General features: G+C 39.3%; 14 protein-coding genes. 10 read left to right on the plus strand and 4 right to left on the minus strand.

Annotated elements, in window-relative coordinates; genetic code table 11:
- Nucleotides 1-56: 56 nt before the first annotated feature.
- Nucleotides 57-1,856, plus strand: a complete 1,800-nt coding sequence (locus JHD79_RS17075; RefSeq protein ID WP_199120515.1) for a hypothetical protein — start codon at nucleotides 57-59, stop codon at nucleotides 1,854-1,856.
- Nucleotides 1,849-2,289, plus strand: coding sequence for a hypothetical protein (locus JHD79_RS17080; protein ID WP_199120516.1), 441 nt, complete (start codon nucleotides 1,849-1,851; stop codon nucleotides 2,287-2,289). The genes JHD79_RS17075 and JHD79_RS17080 overlap by 8 nt, the downstream gene beginning before the upstream one ends.
- Before the next feature lie 345 nt (nucleotides 2,290-2,634).
- Here JHD79_RS17080 and JHD79_RS17085 read toward each other — a convergent pair whose 3' ends face one another.
- Both JHD79_RS17085 and JHD79_RS17090 read right to left on the minus strand, forming a co-directional pair.
- Nucleotides 2,635-4,875: a transglycosylase domain-containing protein gene (locus JHD79_RS17085; protein WP_199120517.1), complete on the minus strand. Its 2,241-nt coding sequence runs from the start codon at nucleotides 4,873-4,875 to the stop codon at nucleotides 2,635-2,637.
- On the minus strand, nucleotides 4,865-7,750 hold the full coding sequence (locus JHD79_RS17090; RefSeq protein ID WP_199120518.1) for a gliding motility protein: 2,886 nt from the start codon (nucleotides 7,748-7,750) through the stop codon (nucleotides 4,865-4,867). Before JHD79_RS17090 ends, JHD79_RS17085 begins: the two co-directional genes overlap by 11 nt.
- A gap of 220 nt (nucleotides 7,751-7,970) precedes the next feature.
- On the opposite strand from JHD79_RS17090, the gene JHD79_RS17095 reads away from it, so the two are divergent.
- From JHD79_RS17095 to atpG, 8 genes are all read left to right on the plus strand, one after another.
- Entirely contained in the window at nucleotides 7,971-8,183 is a 213-nt protein-coding gene (locus JHD79_RS17095) for an AtpZ/AtpI family protein (protein WP_199120519.1), read from the plus strand.
- A gap of 52 nt (nucleotides 8,184-8,235) precedes the next feature.
- The gene (locus JHD79_RS17100; RefSeq protein WP_199120520.1) at nucleotides 8,236-8,622 is read left to right on the plus strand and encodes a hypothetical protein; all 387 of its coding nucleotides are present in this window, start codon (nucleotides 8,236-8,238) and stop codon (nucleotides 8,620-8,622) included.
- Nucleotides 8,623-8,639: 17 nt separating this feature from the next.
- Complete coding sequence (atpB, locus tag JHD79_RS17105) at nucleotides 8,640-9,821, plus strand: F0F1 ATP synthase subunit A (protein ID WP_199120521.1); 1,182 nt, start codon at nucleotides 8,640-8,642, stop codon at nucleotides 9,819-9,821.
- Nucleotides 9,822-9,862: 41 nt separating this feature from the next.
- Nucleotides 9,863-10,069, plus strand: a complete 207-nt coding sequence (atpE, locus tag JHD79_RS17110) for an ATP synthase F0 subunit C (protein WP_010601523.1) — start codon at nucleotides 9,863-9,865, stop codon at nucleotides 10,067-10,069.
- Nucleotides 10,070-10,170: 101 nt separating this feature from the next.
- Complete coding sequence (locus JHD79_RS17115) at nucleotides 10,171-10,665, plus strand: F0F1 ATP synthase subunit B (RefSeq protein WP_199120522.1); 495 nt, start codon at nucleotides 10,171-10,173, stop codon at nucleotides 10,663-10,665.
- Nucleotides 10,666-10,728: 63 nt separating this feature from the next.
- On the plus strand, nucleotides 10,729-11,265 hold the full coding sequence (gene atpH / locus JHD79_RS17120) for an ATP synthase F1 subunit delta (RefSeq protein WP_199120523.1): 537 nt from the start codon (nucleotides 10,729-10,731) through the stop codon (nucleotides 11,263-11,265).
- Between the two features lie 96 nt (nucleotides 11,266-11,361).
- Nucleotides 11,362-12,936, plus strand: a complete 1,575-nt coding sequence (atpA, locus tag JHD79_RS17125) for a F0F1 ATP synthase subunit alpha (RefSeq protein ID WP_199120524.1) — start codon at nucleotides 11,362-11,364, stop codon at nucleotides 12,934-12,936.
- A 78-nt stretch (nucleotides 12,937-13,014) separates the two neighbouring features.
- Complete coding sequence (gene atpG / locus JHD79_RS17130) at nucleotides 13,015-13,896, plus strand: ATP synthase F1 subunit gamma (protein ID WP_199120525.1); 882 nt, start codon at nucleotides 13,015-13,017, stop codon at nucleotides 13,894-13,896.
- A 377-nt stretch (nucleotides 13,897-14,273) separates the two neighbouring features.
- Here atpG and JHD79_RS17135 read toward each other — a convergent pair whose 3' ends face one another.
- Both JHD79_RS17135 and JHD79_RS17140 read right to left on the minus strand, forming a co-directional pair.
- Nucleotides 14,274-16,046, minus strand: a complete 1,773-nt coding sequence (locus tag JHD79_RS17135) for a hypothetical protein (RefSeq protein WP_199120526.1) — start codon at nucleotides 16,044-16,046, stop codon at nucleotides 14,274-14,276.
- Nucleotides 16,047-16,048: 2 nt separating this feature from the next.
- On the minus strand, nucleotides 16,049-16,836 hold a 788-nt coding region (locus tag JHD79_RS17140; RefSeq protein WP_199120527.1), incomplete at its 5' end, for a hypothetical protein.

The following is a 16,836-nucleotide window of genomic DNA, read 5'->3' on the forward strand; positions in this document are numbered from 1 at the left end:
TTGATCTTATGTTGTTTATTGTGTAACTTGATTTTGCCAAACTGAATTAAACATTTATGAAAATAACGCTCCCAGGGAAATATTTCCTGCTGCTTATTGTGGTATGTGCGGGTTGTGCCCTTAGTTCCTGCCGCAAGGAACTTTTGGTTCAAGGTCCCGATAACCTGAAGAATGCCCTGAGCATAGCGGAGGCCAAGAGCTATTTCGATTCGCATTTAGCCAATTCGAAAAAAGTAACGGGGGGATTATCTGCATTATCTGGCCATCCAACGCTGCAAACAATATTTGCCAACAAACAGCCCGTTTGGGACAAAGCCTACCAAAAGATGCTAAGCACTGGGGGAGCTGTAAAGATACCGTTGGACTTTGGCAATGTAATGCAGATGGTGGACGGCAAGAAGAAATCCATTGTTCCCCTTGCCTCGCTCAATTATTTACTGATGTACAAAGACAACAAAGAGGTTGTGCATGCCGAATGGGTGCACCTGCGGCCCACAAAATCATGGATATACGGGAAGAGGCAGGTCTACAACGGAACGGTGGAAATAAGGGACTGGAATGGCAAACGGTTAAAGACCTATCGATATGGCACGGCCATAAAAACAGGGAAAAACGTGAAGGGTATATCTGTAAAGAATGAAGAGGATAGTGAAGAAGAAGAGGTTCTGGAGTGTCTGATATGGCCAGTAAGGGAGAAGTGTACCTGTACGGCGGCGTGGGGGGGAGGAAACTGGAATCCTAATGCGTGCGATTATTGCGATATATGCGTAGACAGGTTCTGTCAACCAGAAACTCCGCCCGACTGCGAAAATTGCGAAGACCCGCCCTTTAATCCGCCCTATACCCCACCCGGCGGTGGCGAAACTGGCGATCCGGGGGGCAATGGTGGAGGTGGCACTGGTAATGGCAATGGGGAGCCAGACCCAAGTGGCTATCCGCCCAACTGTAACCCCGATCCCAATTATGTAGTGCCCAATTATCCTGCACCTGAGGGTACGGAGTGGATACTGCCTTGTGGCGATGTGCCCATTCCTGAAGTACCCGATGGTAACGACCCTTACGAGGGAATAGACCTGTCTTCGGCAGTACGAACGTTATCCCTGCAACTTGGACTAGTTCCCCAACTGGCAGAATGGTTGGAAGTACAGTACCAGACACAGGGGAATACCCTTGTGGCCGATCTAAACAGCTACTTGGCTGCCAACAATAATTCGCAGGAGAGCAGGGATTTTGGAATGTGGGTAGTGGGATTTATAATTGAAAACACAGATGTAAACTTTACTGAACTAGTTGAGATGAATAGTATTCCAAACTCTACTATTACTTTACATAATATAATTGATGTTACGAATCTTGCTGATTATCCTACCTTTAAAAGTATGGTAGAAAATTTACCTGCATTTTTAAACCAACATCCAGAAGTACTGAACTCACTAAGCAGGTATACAGGTTTTTCTAAAACTAAAATTATGCAATTGATGCAACCCGGGAAAGGGCCAAAAGTAGAATTGGTAAGTAATTTAACTGGTAGTGGACAACCAGCATTTGGACAATATACACCTGGGACATACATTTTAAAAATCAACAAAGAGCTTGTTATAGGCTTGGATAAAGTACAATCTCCCAACCGATATAGAGCTTTAGGAATGCTCTTAGCTATTACCACATTGCATGAATTTGTACATTATGGGAGAGATGTAAATAAGTTAACTAGTCGGATCCCTATGAATGGGACAACATATGAAGCAGGGTTGATGTTTGAATTAAGCATCTCTCCTCTTAATAATTACCAATATATTAACAGAAACAATGCCATTGAATGGGCTAATTTTTATAAATTCAATATTAATGATTAAAAGAGACTTATTTTCAATATTAATTTTCCTGATATGTTCTTGTAACGTTAATGGAGATTATGAGCAAAAAACGAATGATTCGGTTAATGTTTTGCTAACGGCATTAAAAGGAAAATCCTTTTTAAAAGGAAATATAACTTATTCTGATAGTTTATATTTCATAAAATCAAAATTTTATAATAAAAATTTCCCCGCAAAATCGGAATATTTTGCCCTATTTTATATAGAAGATAAACCTAATAATAAACATTTAAATTTTCCAGGAAAGAACAGTGACAAAAGGGAACGATATGAAATAATTGAATTTAAATTGTCTTTAGATACTGGACACATAATATTGTATAATCTTGGGGTAAGAGAAAAATATGAATTTTATCTAAAGAAAACAGACAACAGTTGGAGTATTATCAAGGAACATTGGAGTATAAATTAGCGTGCGAAAGTAATAAGGTGAAGGTTAACATTAGAGATGGTGTTCTTATTGGAAATTTATCTGGGACGAAGATAAGTTGTATAAAAGCAATTTTGTTGTAATTCAACCACAAGAGGAAAATGCCACATCAGACCAATGCTATAACGCGGTTTTAGATATTATTAATGATGTGAAAACCGCAATACAAAATAACCCAACACTCCATATAAATCAATTAAACTTTTTTGGTTCTTTGGACTTGGAAGAAATGCGAGGACCTCGTAGGTTTTTAAATGGTGAAGCTCTCCACTTTATCCTCAACAAGAATAAAGAAAAGTTAAACCTACGAGGGCTGATATTTAAGCTTTAAAACCCTAATTTCTTATCCAGCTCTGAAGTTCCTTGTTCCTGTTGTTGATATTGGTTACAGTCGTAAACAATGCTAACCCCATTGGCCGGTGGCTCAAAATCGTTCTTGCTTATTTTTAAAGCCGGGTTGGCATAAACACGTTTCATAAATCCGGCAAAAATGGGCAGGGCAGAGTTGGCACCTTCACCATAACTTGTACTGGTAAAATGGAAAGCCCTATCCTCGCAACCGGTCCATACGCCCGCCACCAAATCGGGGCTAATGGCCATAAACCATCCATCAGAGTTGTTCTGTGTGGTTCCCGTTTTACCCCCTATAGGCGTTGTAATCTTGTATTTATAGCTTAATCTTGAGCCTGTACCACCCGATATTACACCGCGCAGCATGCGGGTCATCACATAGGCCACTTCTTCGTTCATGGCCACCTTGATAATGGGCTTGCTTTCATAGAGCACCACCCCATTTTTGTCTTCTATCTTAACAATGTAATTGGGTTTTGTCCAAGCGCCTTTATTTGCAAATACCCCATAAGCCCCTACCATATCATAAATAGAAGAATCGAAGGTACCTAAGCAGATAGAGGGAACAGCTGGTACATCAGAAGTAATGCCCATCTTCTTTATTTCATTAACTACTGCGGTAGGTCCAACCTGTTTCATGAGATAGGCCGCAATATAGTTTTGCGAATAGGCCAATGCCTTCTGTAGGGTAATTGATCCTGGAAGCGGTGTGCCCGAATTACGAGGGGTCCAATCGGGACTGCCCGGGTTGGAAATCGTAACCGGCTCGTTGGGTACGGTTAAGCAAGGGGAGTAGCCATTTTCAATAGCTACGGCATAGGTAAATGGTTTGGCGGTAGAACCTACTTGTCTAGTCCCTACCTTTACTTGGTCATATTTGAAATGCTCGTAATTAATGCCGCCTACCCAAGCTTTAATGTCGCCTGTTTTCGGATCCATGGCCATCATGGCATTGCGCAATAAGAGTTTATAATATTTAACCGAATCGATTGGCTTCATTAAAGTATCTATATTGCCTTTCCAGGTGAAAATGGTCAATTTGGAAGGGGTGTTGAAATCTTGTTTGATTTCGTCGTCAGATTTTCCTTCCAACTTTAAAGCCTTATAACGATCGGACCGCTTAATGCCCTGGTCTATCAATGCGTCCATGCCCTTAAATGGATTTCGGCCCTTCCAACTGTTGGAGAATTGTTGCTGTAGGACTTTCATGTATTCTTTTTGGGCTTCTTCTGCATACACCTGCATATCGTAATTGATGGTGGTGTATATTTTCAGCCCATCCCTATCCAGATCGTAAGGCGTACCGTCGGCTTTGTTGATAGAACGCTCTTCTAATAATTTTTTCACTTCACTTTTTAATACCGCCCTAAAATAAGGGGCAATACCGTCATTGGTGGTGGCCGCATTGAAGTTTAGGTTGAGTGGCTTTTCCTTTTCTCCTGCAAATTCATCTTTGGTAATGTATCCCTCCTTAACCATCAAAGCCATTACGGTATTTCTACGGTCAAGCGCCCTTTCTGGATTTTTAGTTGGGGAATATCGGGTAATCCCTTTTTGCAGACCAATAAGTACGGCCGCCTGTGGAACAGTCAATTTATCTGGTGTAGTATTAAAATACACCCTGGCGGCAGATTTGATGCCAAAGGCATTGTTGCCAAAATCAACCGTATTCAAATACATGGTGATAATCTCCTCCTTGGTATAGTTGCGCTCCAGTTTGATGGCAATTACCCACTCCTGAAATTTTTGGATAATACGTTTGGCAAAGTTTTTAGCCCTGCCCTCTTCAGAAAAAAGGTTTAAGGCCAACTGTTGGGTAATGGTACTTCCCCCTTGTTTTTTCCCTATGATGGCATAAAGGAAAATAGTGAATGTTCGCCTAAAATCTATGCCCGAATGTGAACGATAGCGTATGTCTTCGGTAGCAATTAATGCATTGACTACATTCGGCGAAATTTCAGTATAGTTTACGTTGGATCTGTTTTTTACGAAATAGGTGCCCAGTACCTTGCCCTCTTCGGAAATGACTTCGGTAGCTTCGTTGCTTTTGGGATGCTCAATGGCCCTGAAGGAAGGAATCTCCCCAAAAACGCCAAAGCTGATCATCACAATAAAGATGGCAAAGAAAACAATGCCTGCTATTAATACTTTCCAGATGCGCCTATTGTATTTTTTGATGAGCTCTGGACTGAGTGTACGGTTATTTTTATAACTCATTACTATGACTAAATCTAATGTATCTGTTCAAGGTTTCGCGATCGGTAATCTTATCAAGATTTTCTTTGCTGATGACAAAAGTACTATAATTTGTGGCAGGAACCTTGATGATAACGCCTAATTGATTTTTTATATTTTGCTGATAGGCTTTTACCTCACTCATGCTATTGAAATCGCCTACCAATATGAGCTGGTCTCTTTCCAGTTCTTTAAGTTGATGCCTAAGATTGGAACCCGTATAATTACCCCTGTTGAACTGTCCTATGCCAAACCTGGACGTGCTGAGGCTAACGCTGACCGTATTTACCGCTACAACGTAATAATAGGTACTGGAAGAGGCCAGGTTGAACAAATTATCTTTGATGGGTTCTGGTGCAGCCACAATGGCAGTGGCTACGCTGTCTTTTGGAGGGGTAACCTTTATTGACTTGGCAATGGTATCTTTTGGCAATGCTACATTGGCCATAGGCTTGCTAATACTGTCTTTTTTAATTTCTGCAATTGGTTTTAAAACAGTAGTGCTGTCCCTTTTGGCCACAAGGCTGTCTAAAGGCTTTTTAGGCGTTACTTTCTTTTCCTCTACTTTTGGCTGTGTTTTAACGGGCGTAGGCTTTTCTTCCGCTTTAGGCACATTGGCAATAACAGGAGCCTTGGCTTGTACAGCTTCTCTTACTGGTGTAGGAGCTATAAAAGGAATTTCGTTGGGGTCATAACTAACCAATGCAATTTTTCGCTTCTTAAAATCGTTGAGGTGTGCATTGATATAAAGCAAATGCTGTTCTACCAATGGTTTGATCAAACGGTCTGTTTTGTATTTTTCGGTAATTTCCCTAAAAGCCGGGATCAGTTGGTCTATGTGCGATGTTCTGCCGATGGCAATGGCCCTTAGGTAAGCATATTGGGCCTCTAGGCTATTGTTTGGAAAGCGTTGGTTGATCTCATTGGCCTTGTTGATCACTTCCTTAAATTTTTTATCTTCCAGTTGGGCAAACAGATTTTCGTATTCCTTATTTAAGGTAGCTTCTAACTGGTTCTGCTTAATGGAAAAATTGGGGTCTAATATGGTTTTTGCGTATACCGAGGTAGGATAGTTGTTGAGCACCAGGTTTTTATAGAAGTCAGATTTTGAGGGGTCTATTTCTTGGTAGGCCAAGTATAAGCTATAATAAATGACTTCTAATTTTTCGTTATTAGGGAACCTTTTTAACAGTGTTTCATATACTTTTATCGCTTCTGGCTTATCGTTCAATACCTGCTGGTAAAAACTGCCGATTTCTAGATAGGCCAATATGATTTTCTGGTTTGATTTCTCTAGTTTTGCCGGTGTTAGTGGAAGGGAATCGAGATAGCTTTTAGCCTTGTCAAGGTCTTTGGCTATTTCTGGTGTGGACACATCTGGATTGGAAGGCAGGTTGCCAGGATCATTTACCACTTCAGTTTGTGCTACCTGATTGGACTGTGCCAGTGATTTAACACTTTGGCGCCAGTTATTGGCCAACTTCCTGTTTCCCCAGCGCTTCTTAAAGTCATTAAAGCCTTTGCTGATGGTATTGGCATTGCCAAAATAGAATGTACCCTTGGTTTCGGACTTATAATTGGCGTTTGCCCTGCCCGTACTGGCAGGCTGTTGTTCACTTCCAGCCGCAGGTGTGCTCGGTAGCAATGAAGTAAAGTAGGCCTCTAAGGCATCTGCTCTTTCAGCTTCAGGCAATAAGGCTATTCTTTGCAAAGTATCCTGAGTGGCTATGGCTTCATATCGTTCCTGTAGGTAGGAAAGGTTTTTGATCTTGTTGATGATGGCATCATAGCCAGGATAATTTTTAGGCAGGGCAAGAGCCGTACTGTCATAATATAATTTGGCCGTTTGATAATTGCTTAGTTCTTTAAAGTTCAGGTCGGCTATCTTTAAATACGACAAGCCTTTTTGGTAATTGTTTACCGTACTGCTTTTGGCAGACCGTTTATAATAATCTTCTGCTTTCCTATAGTTTTTGTCGGTATAATAATCTTCAGCTATTTCGTAATAGATCTGGTCAACAAAGTCTACATTCTTGTCGTCTTTCAGCATTTTGAGCAACTGGGCCTTTTTGTCGAATTTTTGTCCTTCCAATAATTCATTGATCCTTACCTTGCTCAGCTTGGCATTAAAGTACATATCAAAAGGAGCATTGCTTTTTTCTACCTTTCTGTAAGCGGCCAAGCTCTTTTGGTATTCTTTTTCATTCTCATAGAGCTGGGCCAAGGTATAGGTCCATTTTATTCTGTTTAAGGAAGAAGGTTTTGCTTTTAGGGCACTTTCCAGATACGAAATGGCCTGCTTGTCATTTTCCCTTAGCATACTCATTTGGGCCAAGGTAGCTAGAGGTTCTGATTTGTGTCTTTTAACCGAATCCAATTCTATTTTAATGGTGTCCAGGAATTGTTCCGCACTTTTGAAATCGCGAAGCTCGATCAAGCTGCGTACTTTCCAGTTTAGCGCATTTAGATAGGTTTTATGATCTTTTTTGTAGGCCGACGCTACATAGTCGAAGTATTCGACCGCATTATAGAATTTGCCTTCGTAAAAATTTTTCTTGCCCAATAGGATATAGGCGTCATCTATATAATTACTGAAGTTTTTCTCGGAAATGATAACCCGGGCCTTATGATCTATTTCATCAAGCTCTTTTATTTTCTTGTTGCTGCTATTGGCATCGGCCATGTCTGGCGCATAATATAAAGGCAGGAAATTATCATAATTGTTCTGTTGTGTTTGGTTAACCTGCTCCAGGTACTCATCTAACAAAACATTGGAGTTGTAAATCAGGTTATACCTTGCAGACAGATTTTGGAGTTTTCTGTTGGCTATAGTGTCTTTCTGGGTAGAACAGCCCACTAATAATGCTATAATTGAGCATAATAGGAGGACGTTACAGCTATTTTTTGGGTAAGTGTTCAAATGATTTTGAGTTATTTACAATATAACAAAATATCTGCAAAAATATTTTATTCGACAATATATTCTTAATATTTGAATTATATTTTAACTGCAGCATGAAAAACTTTTCTATTGAGGCACTTCATCTGTGGGTTGGAACGGTATTATATATCATAATATGGATAATAAAGGGAACAAGACAGGAGCAAATTATGCGAAATATACGGGGATGGGTTTTCAGATGCTGGCCACCATTTGCGTATTTGTATTTATAGGCTATAAGATTGATGAGAAAAGAAAGAGCGACCTGCTTTTTACGGCCATTTTGGGGTTGGTAGGGGTGTGTCTGGCCCTATTTCAGGTCATCAGGAGCCTGAGCAAGACTAAATAGTTGTTGCCGTCAGATATGCTTGCTTTGTGTACCTTTGCCAAAAAATAAAAAAGTGGACTTAAAGAAAACAATACTATATTATCTATTATACACCTTTTTGCTGGCAGGTGTAGCGATGGTGGTCAAACAAATTTTTCCAGAAGCCATTGTTAGGGCCGATCAGTTCTGGCTGATCTTTGGTTTTTTGGGAGGACTTACGTTTATTGCCTATATATTGGCCTATGTTGGGATTAAAAAAAGTCATCAAACAGGTGTTTTTTCTATTTTGGGATCTATTGTGCTGAAAATGCTTTTTGCCATGTCTTTTGTGCTGGTTTACAGCTTAAAACATCAGGGAAGCAATATGATTTTTGCCCTTAACTTTTTTTCTTTATATTTATTGTTTACCCTCTTTGAAATATTAGGTTTGTTACGTAACTTGCGCCACCAAAATAAATAGTAAAAATCTGCGAGTAAATGGATTGTAACCGAGTTTTTGTGTCAAAAGTTAGAAGGCTAATTGTTGTTTTTGCGCTTTTTTCTGTGTTTTTAGGTTTTAGAGCGACTGCTTTTGCGCAAGCGGATACAGTAGCTATGCCAAGTGGTGAGGTAGCTGCCGAAGCCGTGCATGCCGAGGGTCATGGAGAAGAGAAGAAAGAATTTGATATTACTTCGTTTATTTTTCACCATATAGGTGACAGTCACTCATTTACGCTTTTTGGTCATGGTGAGCATGGTTTTACCTTGCATTTGCCGGTTATTCTTTGGGCCAAGGGTAATTTGGTTACCTTTAATTCATCTGCTTTTCAGTTCAATGACGATGGTAAGGTAGTGGTGGAAAAAGGAGGTCAGAAATTTGCCATGGCGCATAATAAGATCTATTATGCCAATGAAACTGCTGATGCGCATGGTTCTTATGTGTCGCATACCACCAATGATAAAGGAGAAGAGGTGGTGACGAATGCCCGTCCTTTGGATTTCTCTATTACCAAGAACGTATTCAGTATGTTGTTGTCTATAGTGGTATTGCTTGTGGTTTTCCTGGTGGTGGCCTCTTCTTATAAAAAGAGGGAGGGTAAGGCGCCTAAAGGTTTGCAATCGTTCATGGAGCCGATCATTTTATTTGTTCGTGATGATATTGCCCGACCAAACTTGGGACATAAGGCGGGTGCATTTATGCCTTACCTGTTGTCGGTGTTTTTCTTTATCTGGTTAAATAATATGCTGGGGTTAATGCCATTCTTCCCGGGTGGTGCTAACGTTACGGGTAATATTGCCCTTACTGTGGTATTGGCAACCTGTACATTCTTGATCACTACTTTTAAAGGTAACAAATACTATTGGGGCCATATCTTGAACCCGCCAGTGCCATGGTGGTTAAAGCCGTTGATGATTCCCGTAGAGATTTTTGGTATCTTTACTAAGCCAATTGCCTTGGCCATCAGGTTGTTCGCCAACATTACGGCAGGGCACATATTGGTCATGTCTTTGTTGTGCTTGATCTTTATTTTTAACTCACTTTGGATTGCGCCTGCTTCAATTTTCTTCGCCGTGTTTATTGGCCTGATAGAATTTTTGGTAGCCTTTATCCAGGCGTTTATTTTTACGATCCTATCGGCCCTTTTTATTGGTATGGCGGTAGAAGATCATCATCATTAATTGGAACATAATTGTTAAACAATATATAAATAATCAGAAAAATGACTGGAACATTAGCTGCAATCGGCGCAGGCTTAGCTGCAATAGGCGCTGGATTAGGTATCGGTAAAATTGGTGGATCTGCAATGGAATCAATTGCTCGTCAACCAGAAGCCGCTTCAAAAATTCAAACTGCTATGCTTATCGCTGCTGCTTTTATCGAGGCGGTTGCTTTATTCGCGGTAGTAGTTTCTTTGATCGCAAAATAATCAAAGAAAAATTTTAGGATAAGAACCTTTTCGGGGTTGCCGTTAAGGTTCTTATTTAAGAAAAAACTGTTTAACATATTAAAATATTATAATTATATAAGATGGATTTGTTAGTTCCTGAAATTGGTTTGTTGGTTTGGAATACCGTTGCATTTTTAGTGTTGGTATTTTTATTGGGCAAGTTTGCCTGGAAGCCAATTATGAAAGCTATTCACGACCGTGAGAAAAACATTGACGATGCGCTGAACAAAGCTGAGCTGGCCAAACAAGAGATGGCCCGCTTAACTTCGCAGAACGAAGAGCTGATGAAACAGGCCCGTGAAGAGCGTGACCATATCTTAAAAGAGGCGAAAGCTTTGAAAGATAGCATTGTGAACGAGGCGAAGACTTTGGCACATACCGAAGGTGCCAAGCTGATTGAGAAAGCGCGTATTGAAATTGAAAATCAGAAGAAAGCAGCTTTGGCCGAACTGAAAGGTCAAGTTTCGACTTTATCTTTAGATATTGCTGAGCGTGTATTACGTAGCCAGTTAGATGATAAGGCAAAACAGCAGGAGTTGGTTAACAATTTGTTAAAAGACGTTGAATTAAACTAGAAGTCGTGCGTTAAGCGATAAGCGTTTTGAACGCGGCACGCTCAGCGCTAAACCAAAAAATATATGTCAAGTAAAGCAGGAGCTAGATACGCAAAATCGTTAATTGATCTTTCTAAAGAACAAAATGCTTTGGAAGAGATTAAGAATGATATGGCGTTTTTTGAGAAGGTAGTGGATGAGAATTCAGAGTTGGAGGCAATTTTGAAGAATCCTATCGTGCCTTTGGATAAAAAATCGGGTATTGTAAATGGTGTTTTTGGAGAGAAAATACATGCAATAACCAAAAGCTTTTTAAGCTTGGTGATTAAGAAGGGCCGTTCGGCGATCTTGTTTGATGTGGCAAAGCAGTTTGTAGAACAGTATAATATTCTTAAAGGGATTGTTACTGCAGAGGTAACCTCGGCCAGTGCCTTAACCGAAGCCAACAGGGCGGAAGTGGTTGGGCTGGTGAAAAAGGAACTTGGCGCAAATGAAGTCATCGTAAAAGAAAAGATTAATCCAGACCTTATTGGCGGTTTTATTCTTAAGGTAGGCGATAGACAGTTTGATGCCAGTATTGCCAGCGGTTTGGCAAAGCTTAAACAGGAATTTGCGCACTAATACTGCGTATTGCGATTAACGTATGGCGAACAATGCGCCTCACGCCAATCGCTTAACAGAGATAAAAATTTACAAAAGATATCAAAATATAAAATTATGGTAGAGGTAAGACCAGACGAAGTTTCGGCAATTATAAGACAACAATTGGCGGGCTTTAAATCAGAAGCTGAACTTGAAGAAGTTGGTACTGTATTGCAGGTGGGCGATGGTATTGCTCGTGTTTACGGCTTAACCAAAGTTCAAAGTGGCGAGCTAGTGGAGTTTGCTAACGGCTTGCAAGGTATTGTATTAAACCTTGAAGAAGATAATGTGGGTGTGGTATTGTTAGGACCATCTGACGAGATCAAAGAAGGTGATACCATTAAACGTACCAAAAAGATTGCTTCGATCAAAGTTGGTGAAGGTATGCTTGGCCGTGTGGTAAACACCTTGGGCGAGCCTATTGATGGTAAAGGTGCAATTTCTGGTCAAACTTATGAAATGCCTCTAGAGCGTAAAGCACCTGGGGTAATTTATCGCCAGCCGGTTAACGAGCCTCTACAAACTGGTATTAAGGCTATTGATGCCATGATCCCAATTGGTCGTGGTCAGCGTGAGCTGGTTATTGGTGACCGTCAAATTGGTAAGACTGCGGTTTGTATCGATACGATCATCAACCAAAAAGAATTTTATGAAGCAGGTAATCCTGTGTTTTGTATCTATGTAGCTTGCGGACAAAAGGCAAGTACAGTGGCCAACATTGTACGCACCCTAGAGGAAAACGGAGCAATGCCTTATACGGTTGTTGTGGCTGCTTCTGCTGCCGAGCCTGCTCCTTTGCAGTTTTATGCGCCATTTGCGGGCGCTGCTATTGGCGAGTTCTTCCGTGATACGGGTCGTCCGGCTTTAATTGTTTATGACGATTTGTCTAAACAGGCAGTGGCTTACCGTGAGGTTTCGTTGTTATTGAAACGTCCTCCGGGTCGTGAGGCTTATCCAGGTGACGTGTTCTATCTACACAGTCGTTTGTTGGAAAGAGCGGCGAAAATCAACGCGAATGACGATATCGCCAAAAACATGAACGATTTACCCGAGTCGATTAAAGGGATTGTTAAAGGTGGTGGTTCATTAACCGCTTTGCCAATTATCGAAACTCAAGCTGGTGACGTTTCTGCTTATATTCCAACTAACGTTATCTCTATTACCGACGGTCAGATTTTCTTGGAATCGAATTTATTCAATGCAGGTATCCGTCCGGCTATTAACGTAGGTATCTCGGTATCTCGTGTGGGTGGTAATGCACAAATCAAATCGATGAAGAAAGTAGCGGGTACCTTGAAGTTAGATCAAGCGCAGTATCGTGAGCTAGAGGCTTTCTCTAAATTCGGTTCTGATCTGGATGCTGCTACAAAATCGGTTTTGGATAAAGGTGCCCGTAACGTGGAGTTGTTGAAACAAGCACAGTTTTCTCCATATACCGTAGAAAAACAGGTAGCCATTGTTTACGCAGGAACGAAAAACTTGTTGCGTAGCGTGCCTGTAAATAAGGTAAAAGAGTTTGAAGCTGATTATTTGCAGGCTTTGGAACTTCGCCATCCAGAAACTTTGGCCGCGTTAAAAGCAGGTAAGTTTGATGATGCGATTACAGGTGTTTTGGAAACTGTAGCAAAAGAAATTTCAAGTAAATACTAAACTTTAGTATTGAGTAGAGCGTATTGCGTATTGAGAAATCAGTCGCTGTAAGCTATACTCATTACGCAATACTAAAAAATGGCTAATTTAAAAGAAGTAAGAAATCGTATTGCCTCTGTACAATCGACCCAGCAGATTACCAAAGCTATGAAAATGGTTTCGGCTGCGAAGTTGAAGCGTGCTACGAATGCGATCATTCAATTACGTCCTTACGCAACAAAGCTGAAAGAGATTTTAGGTAACCTATCTGCCAGTTTGGAAGGGGCTTCATCTCCATTTATCGAAGAGCGTGAGCCTAACAAGGTACTGATCGTTGTGGTTTCTTCAAACCGTGGTTTGGCAGGTGCTTTCAATATGAACGTGATTAAAACGGCCAATAACTTAATTGCCGAAAAATATAGCGAACAGTTTAAAAAAGGCAACGTAAGTATTGTAGCTATTGGTAAGAAAAGCCAGGATTTTTACGAGAAACGCAACTATAAGGTAATTGGCAACAATAATGAGGTGTATACCAGTCTGACCTTTGAAAATGTAACCAAAATTACCGAAGCTATAATGGCCGGATTTGAAGCCGGTAAATATGATAGGGTAGAGGTAGTTTATAACAAGTTTAAAAATGCGGCCGTTCAGGTATTAACTTCAGAGCAATTATTGCCTTTACCTAAAGCAGAAGGCAATGTAGAGGTGAATGCAACGAATGTAGATTACATTCTAGAGCCTAGTAAAGAAGAGATCGTTACGCAGTTGATCCCCAAGTCTATCAAGATACAGCTATACAAAGCGGTACTGGATTCTCATGCTTCCGAGCATGGTGCACGTATGACCTCAATGGATAAGGCAACAGAAAATGCTGGAGATCTATTGAAGTCGTTGAAATTGGCTTATAACCAGGCCCGTCAGGCGGCAATTACCACCGAGCTGACCGAAATTGTAAGCGGTGCTGCGGCATTGAACGGATAAGCGTTATTTGCTATCCTACGTTCATCGAAGGAACTATATAATATAACCCTTACCTTAATTGGTGAGGGTTTTTTTGCATATATGGATCAGGGTATGTTTTTATGCCAAATGGTTTAGGGAAATAGCTTTTTTATCCTTACGTCATTCCCCTACGTAACTGTCATTCCGACGATAGAGCCTGTTCCGATTTATCGGAGAGGAATCTATACTTATAATCGCCAAAAAGATAAGTGCCGATTTTTAAAACAAATGGTGTATTGGAAAATAATATCTAAAGGGGGGATTGTTATTTTATGTACGATCCATGGGAGAGTTAAGTTCCCTAAAAGGCTAATCATTAAAATGCTTTGAAGGTAGATGTTGATCGTTTGTCTATATTATTCTAAATCATTACCCAAACTATCTTTAATTGTAAATCCGTTCTTATTAAAAATTACATAGGTAGGTCTAGTGTAAGTACCTCTTACTACAATATTTTGTCTTAATATTACAGTGTAAGCATTTTGATTAGTAAATGGAACTAAATCCACATTAGAATAAGAAGAAATTCCCATTGGAAAATAATAAGTACTTCCTGCACCATTATTAGTTTTAAAAGTAGAACCATCAGCCATAGTACACCCACCTACTAAGCTTGATAGTTGAGGACTACTCATTCTGAGAATGCCCCTTATTGTAATAGGTGATGCTAATGTTATCGTTCCTAATCCAAAATTTGTCCAATGCATATTATCTCTCACACCGCCCACATGAGTAGACATATTGAACATATCATTAAAAATACTTGCTGTAATCGTAAATCCATTATAGTTTATATAAGTACTTCCTGCGCCTGCTGCATTAACATTCATTATATTACAAGTAATATTACCTGTTAAGGTTTTAGCTTGTCCATGTTGACCAGTTAGATTATACTCTAATATAGAAGCATCATTAGGTACTGTTCTAGGAACATTACCTTCATCAGTATATTTTGTATATCCTGTTAATGTAAATCCGTTTAAATCTAGGGTGGCTGTACCACTGAAATATAGGTGTTCACAAGTTGTATTAGCTTTAAGGTATTTAACTCCACTTGTCATAATACCCAACTGCCTATAAGATATAGGTTTTATATATTGGTTACCTCCTAAAATATAATTTAAGGTAGAACCTGATTGCAATGTTAATATACCTGTTGACATTAAATCTTCAACAGAAGAATTAGTATTACCTAAAAAGTGTAGAGTATGTCCGTTTTGTAAAACAAATTCACTACTTGATGTAGTACCACTTAACTTGGTATTATATAAAGTGAAAAAATTACTACCTGCATGTATAGTAGTTACAACGACATTATCTACTACAATATTATGTACATAAGGGGGGACAGCATTATTGTTAATTCTAAACGTAGAATTGGCTCTAAATATAACCGGTACAGTTACTGGTATTTGATACCCGTAACTAACTGTATAATTACCCTTAACAATTATCTCATTATTACCATCACATAAAATCCCTGCACCGTTTCCATCATGATTTATATTATTAGCTTCCAATTTAACACCATTTAATAATCTAATCGTACTTAATGGACCTGAACCTCCAATTGAATTTATGGTAAGGTTATCCAGAACATTAATGGTATCTGAACCAGTTTGTTGAATTGAATTGGTGATATTTGAAATTGAACCTCTAATGCCTATAATACCCGATAATCTTAATACATTTATACTGCTACTATTGTTAATTTGGGTAGTTAAATCTGTTAGAATTTCAATAGGATTAATATTCAATACACCATTTGTTGCAATATTAATTAATCCTAAATCTGTCGTATTGGTAATACCATTGATTACTGTTGCGTTACCATCACCTGTGCTTCTAACAATTGTACCTGAATTAGATAAACCATTAGTAGTGAATAAAGAACTACTTAATAAACCTAAAGTAACATTAGGATCGACTCTTAAATTCCTAACCGTACCATTGGCATTAATACAATTCGCTTTAATAATAGCAATATGATTGGCAGCAGGAATAACCCCCAAACTCCAATTGGCTGGATTAGACCATAAATTATTGACTGTACCCAAAAACTCATTAACCGTATCGTTAATGATGATCCTACTTCCTGCTATTATTCTTCCGCTTGATGTTACTATCATAATTATACTTTTCTATTTAAAATTCCTTGGTAAGAAATAATTAATTTAGATAATCCTTGTGATTCAGTTATTGATAACCCTTCATCAATATGGAAATATCTACATTGTCTTTGTGAATATTCACTTTGAACCCTTAAAATTGTTACTGGATATAATGTACTATTAAATGTAGCACTACTACTATTCCAATTATATTGTAAACCATTAACGAATAAATAACCCTGAGTTGATGGTTTCGTTAATAACCAACATCCTGAACCATCATTTACTATTGTTGCACTTGCATGACTATTAACACCAGCTAAAGTTTGACCATCAGGTCTTTTTATTGTTAATCTAAATGTATTTGAACTACCATCTCCTATAGTACCACAATCACTCCTAAATGCTGAATCATATCCTGATGTTCCCGAATAAAAACACATTCCACCCCTACTTACATTACCAATATGTGTAGCTGGTATCAAATATGTATTTCCTGAACCTGTACTACCATCTCCTTTTACTCCATAACCATTATGTGTTATAGTTCCATTCCAAACAATCCTAAAAGCAGCATCTAAATCCCTGGGGTCTTTTAAATTCCATTTGTGCATATCTGCTGTACCTCCAACAAAAGGATAGATTGCTTTTATCTTATCCCACACACCTATAGCTTTTAATCCACTAACTAAATAATTTACGGCATACATTGCCTGTTCGGAAGTATATAGGCCATCCACATTTAAATTTGCTGGATTATTAATACCACTGGCATAGATAAAGTTTTCCGCATCCTTATCAAAGTCTA

This window comes from Pedobacter sp. ASV28, assembly GCF_016428855.1.
Taxonomy (GTDB): domain Bacteria; phylum Bacteroidota; class Bacteroidia; order Sphingobacteriales; family Sphingobacteriaceae; genus Pedobacter.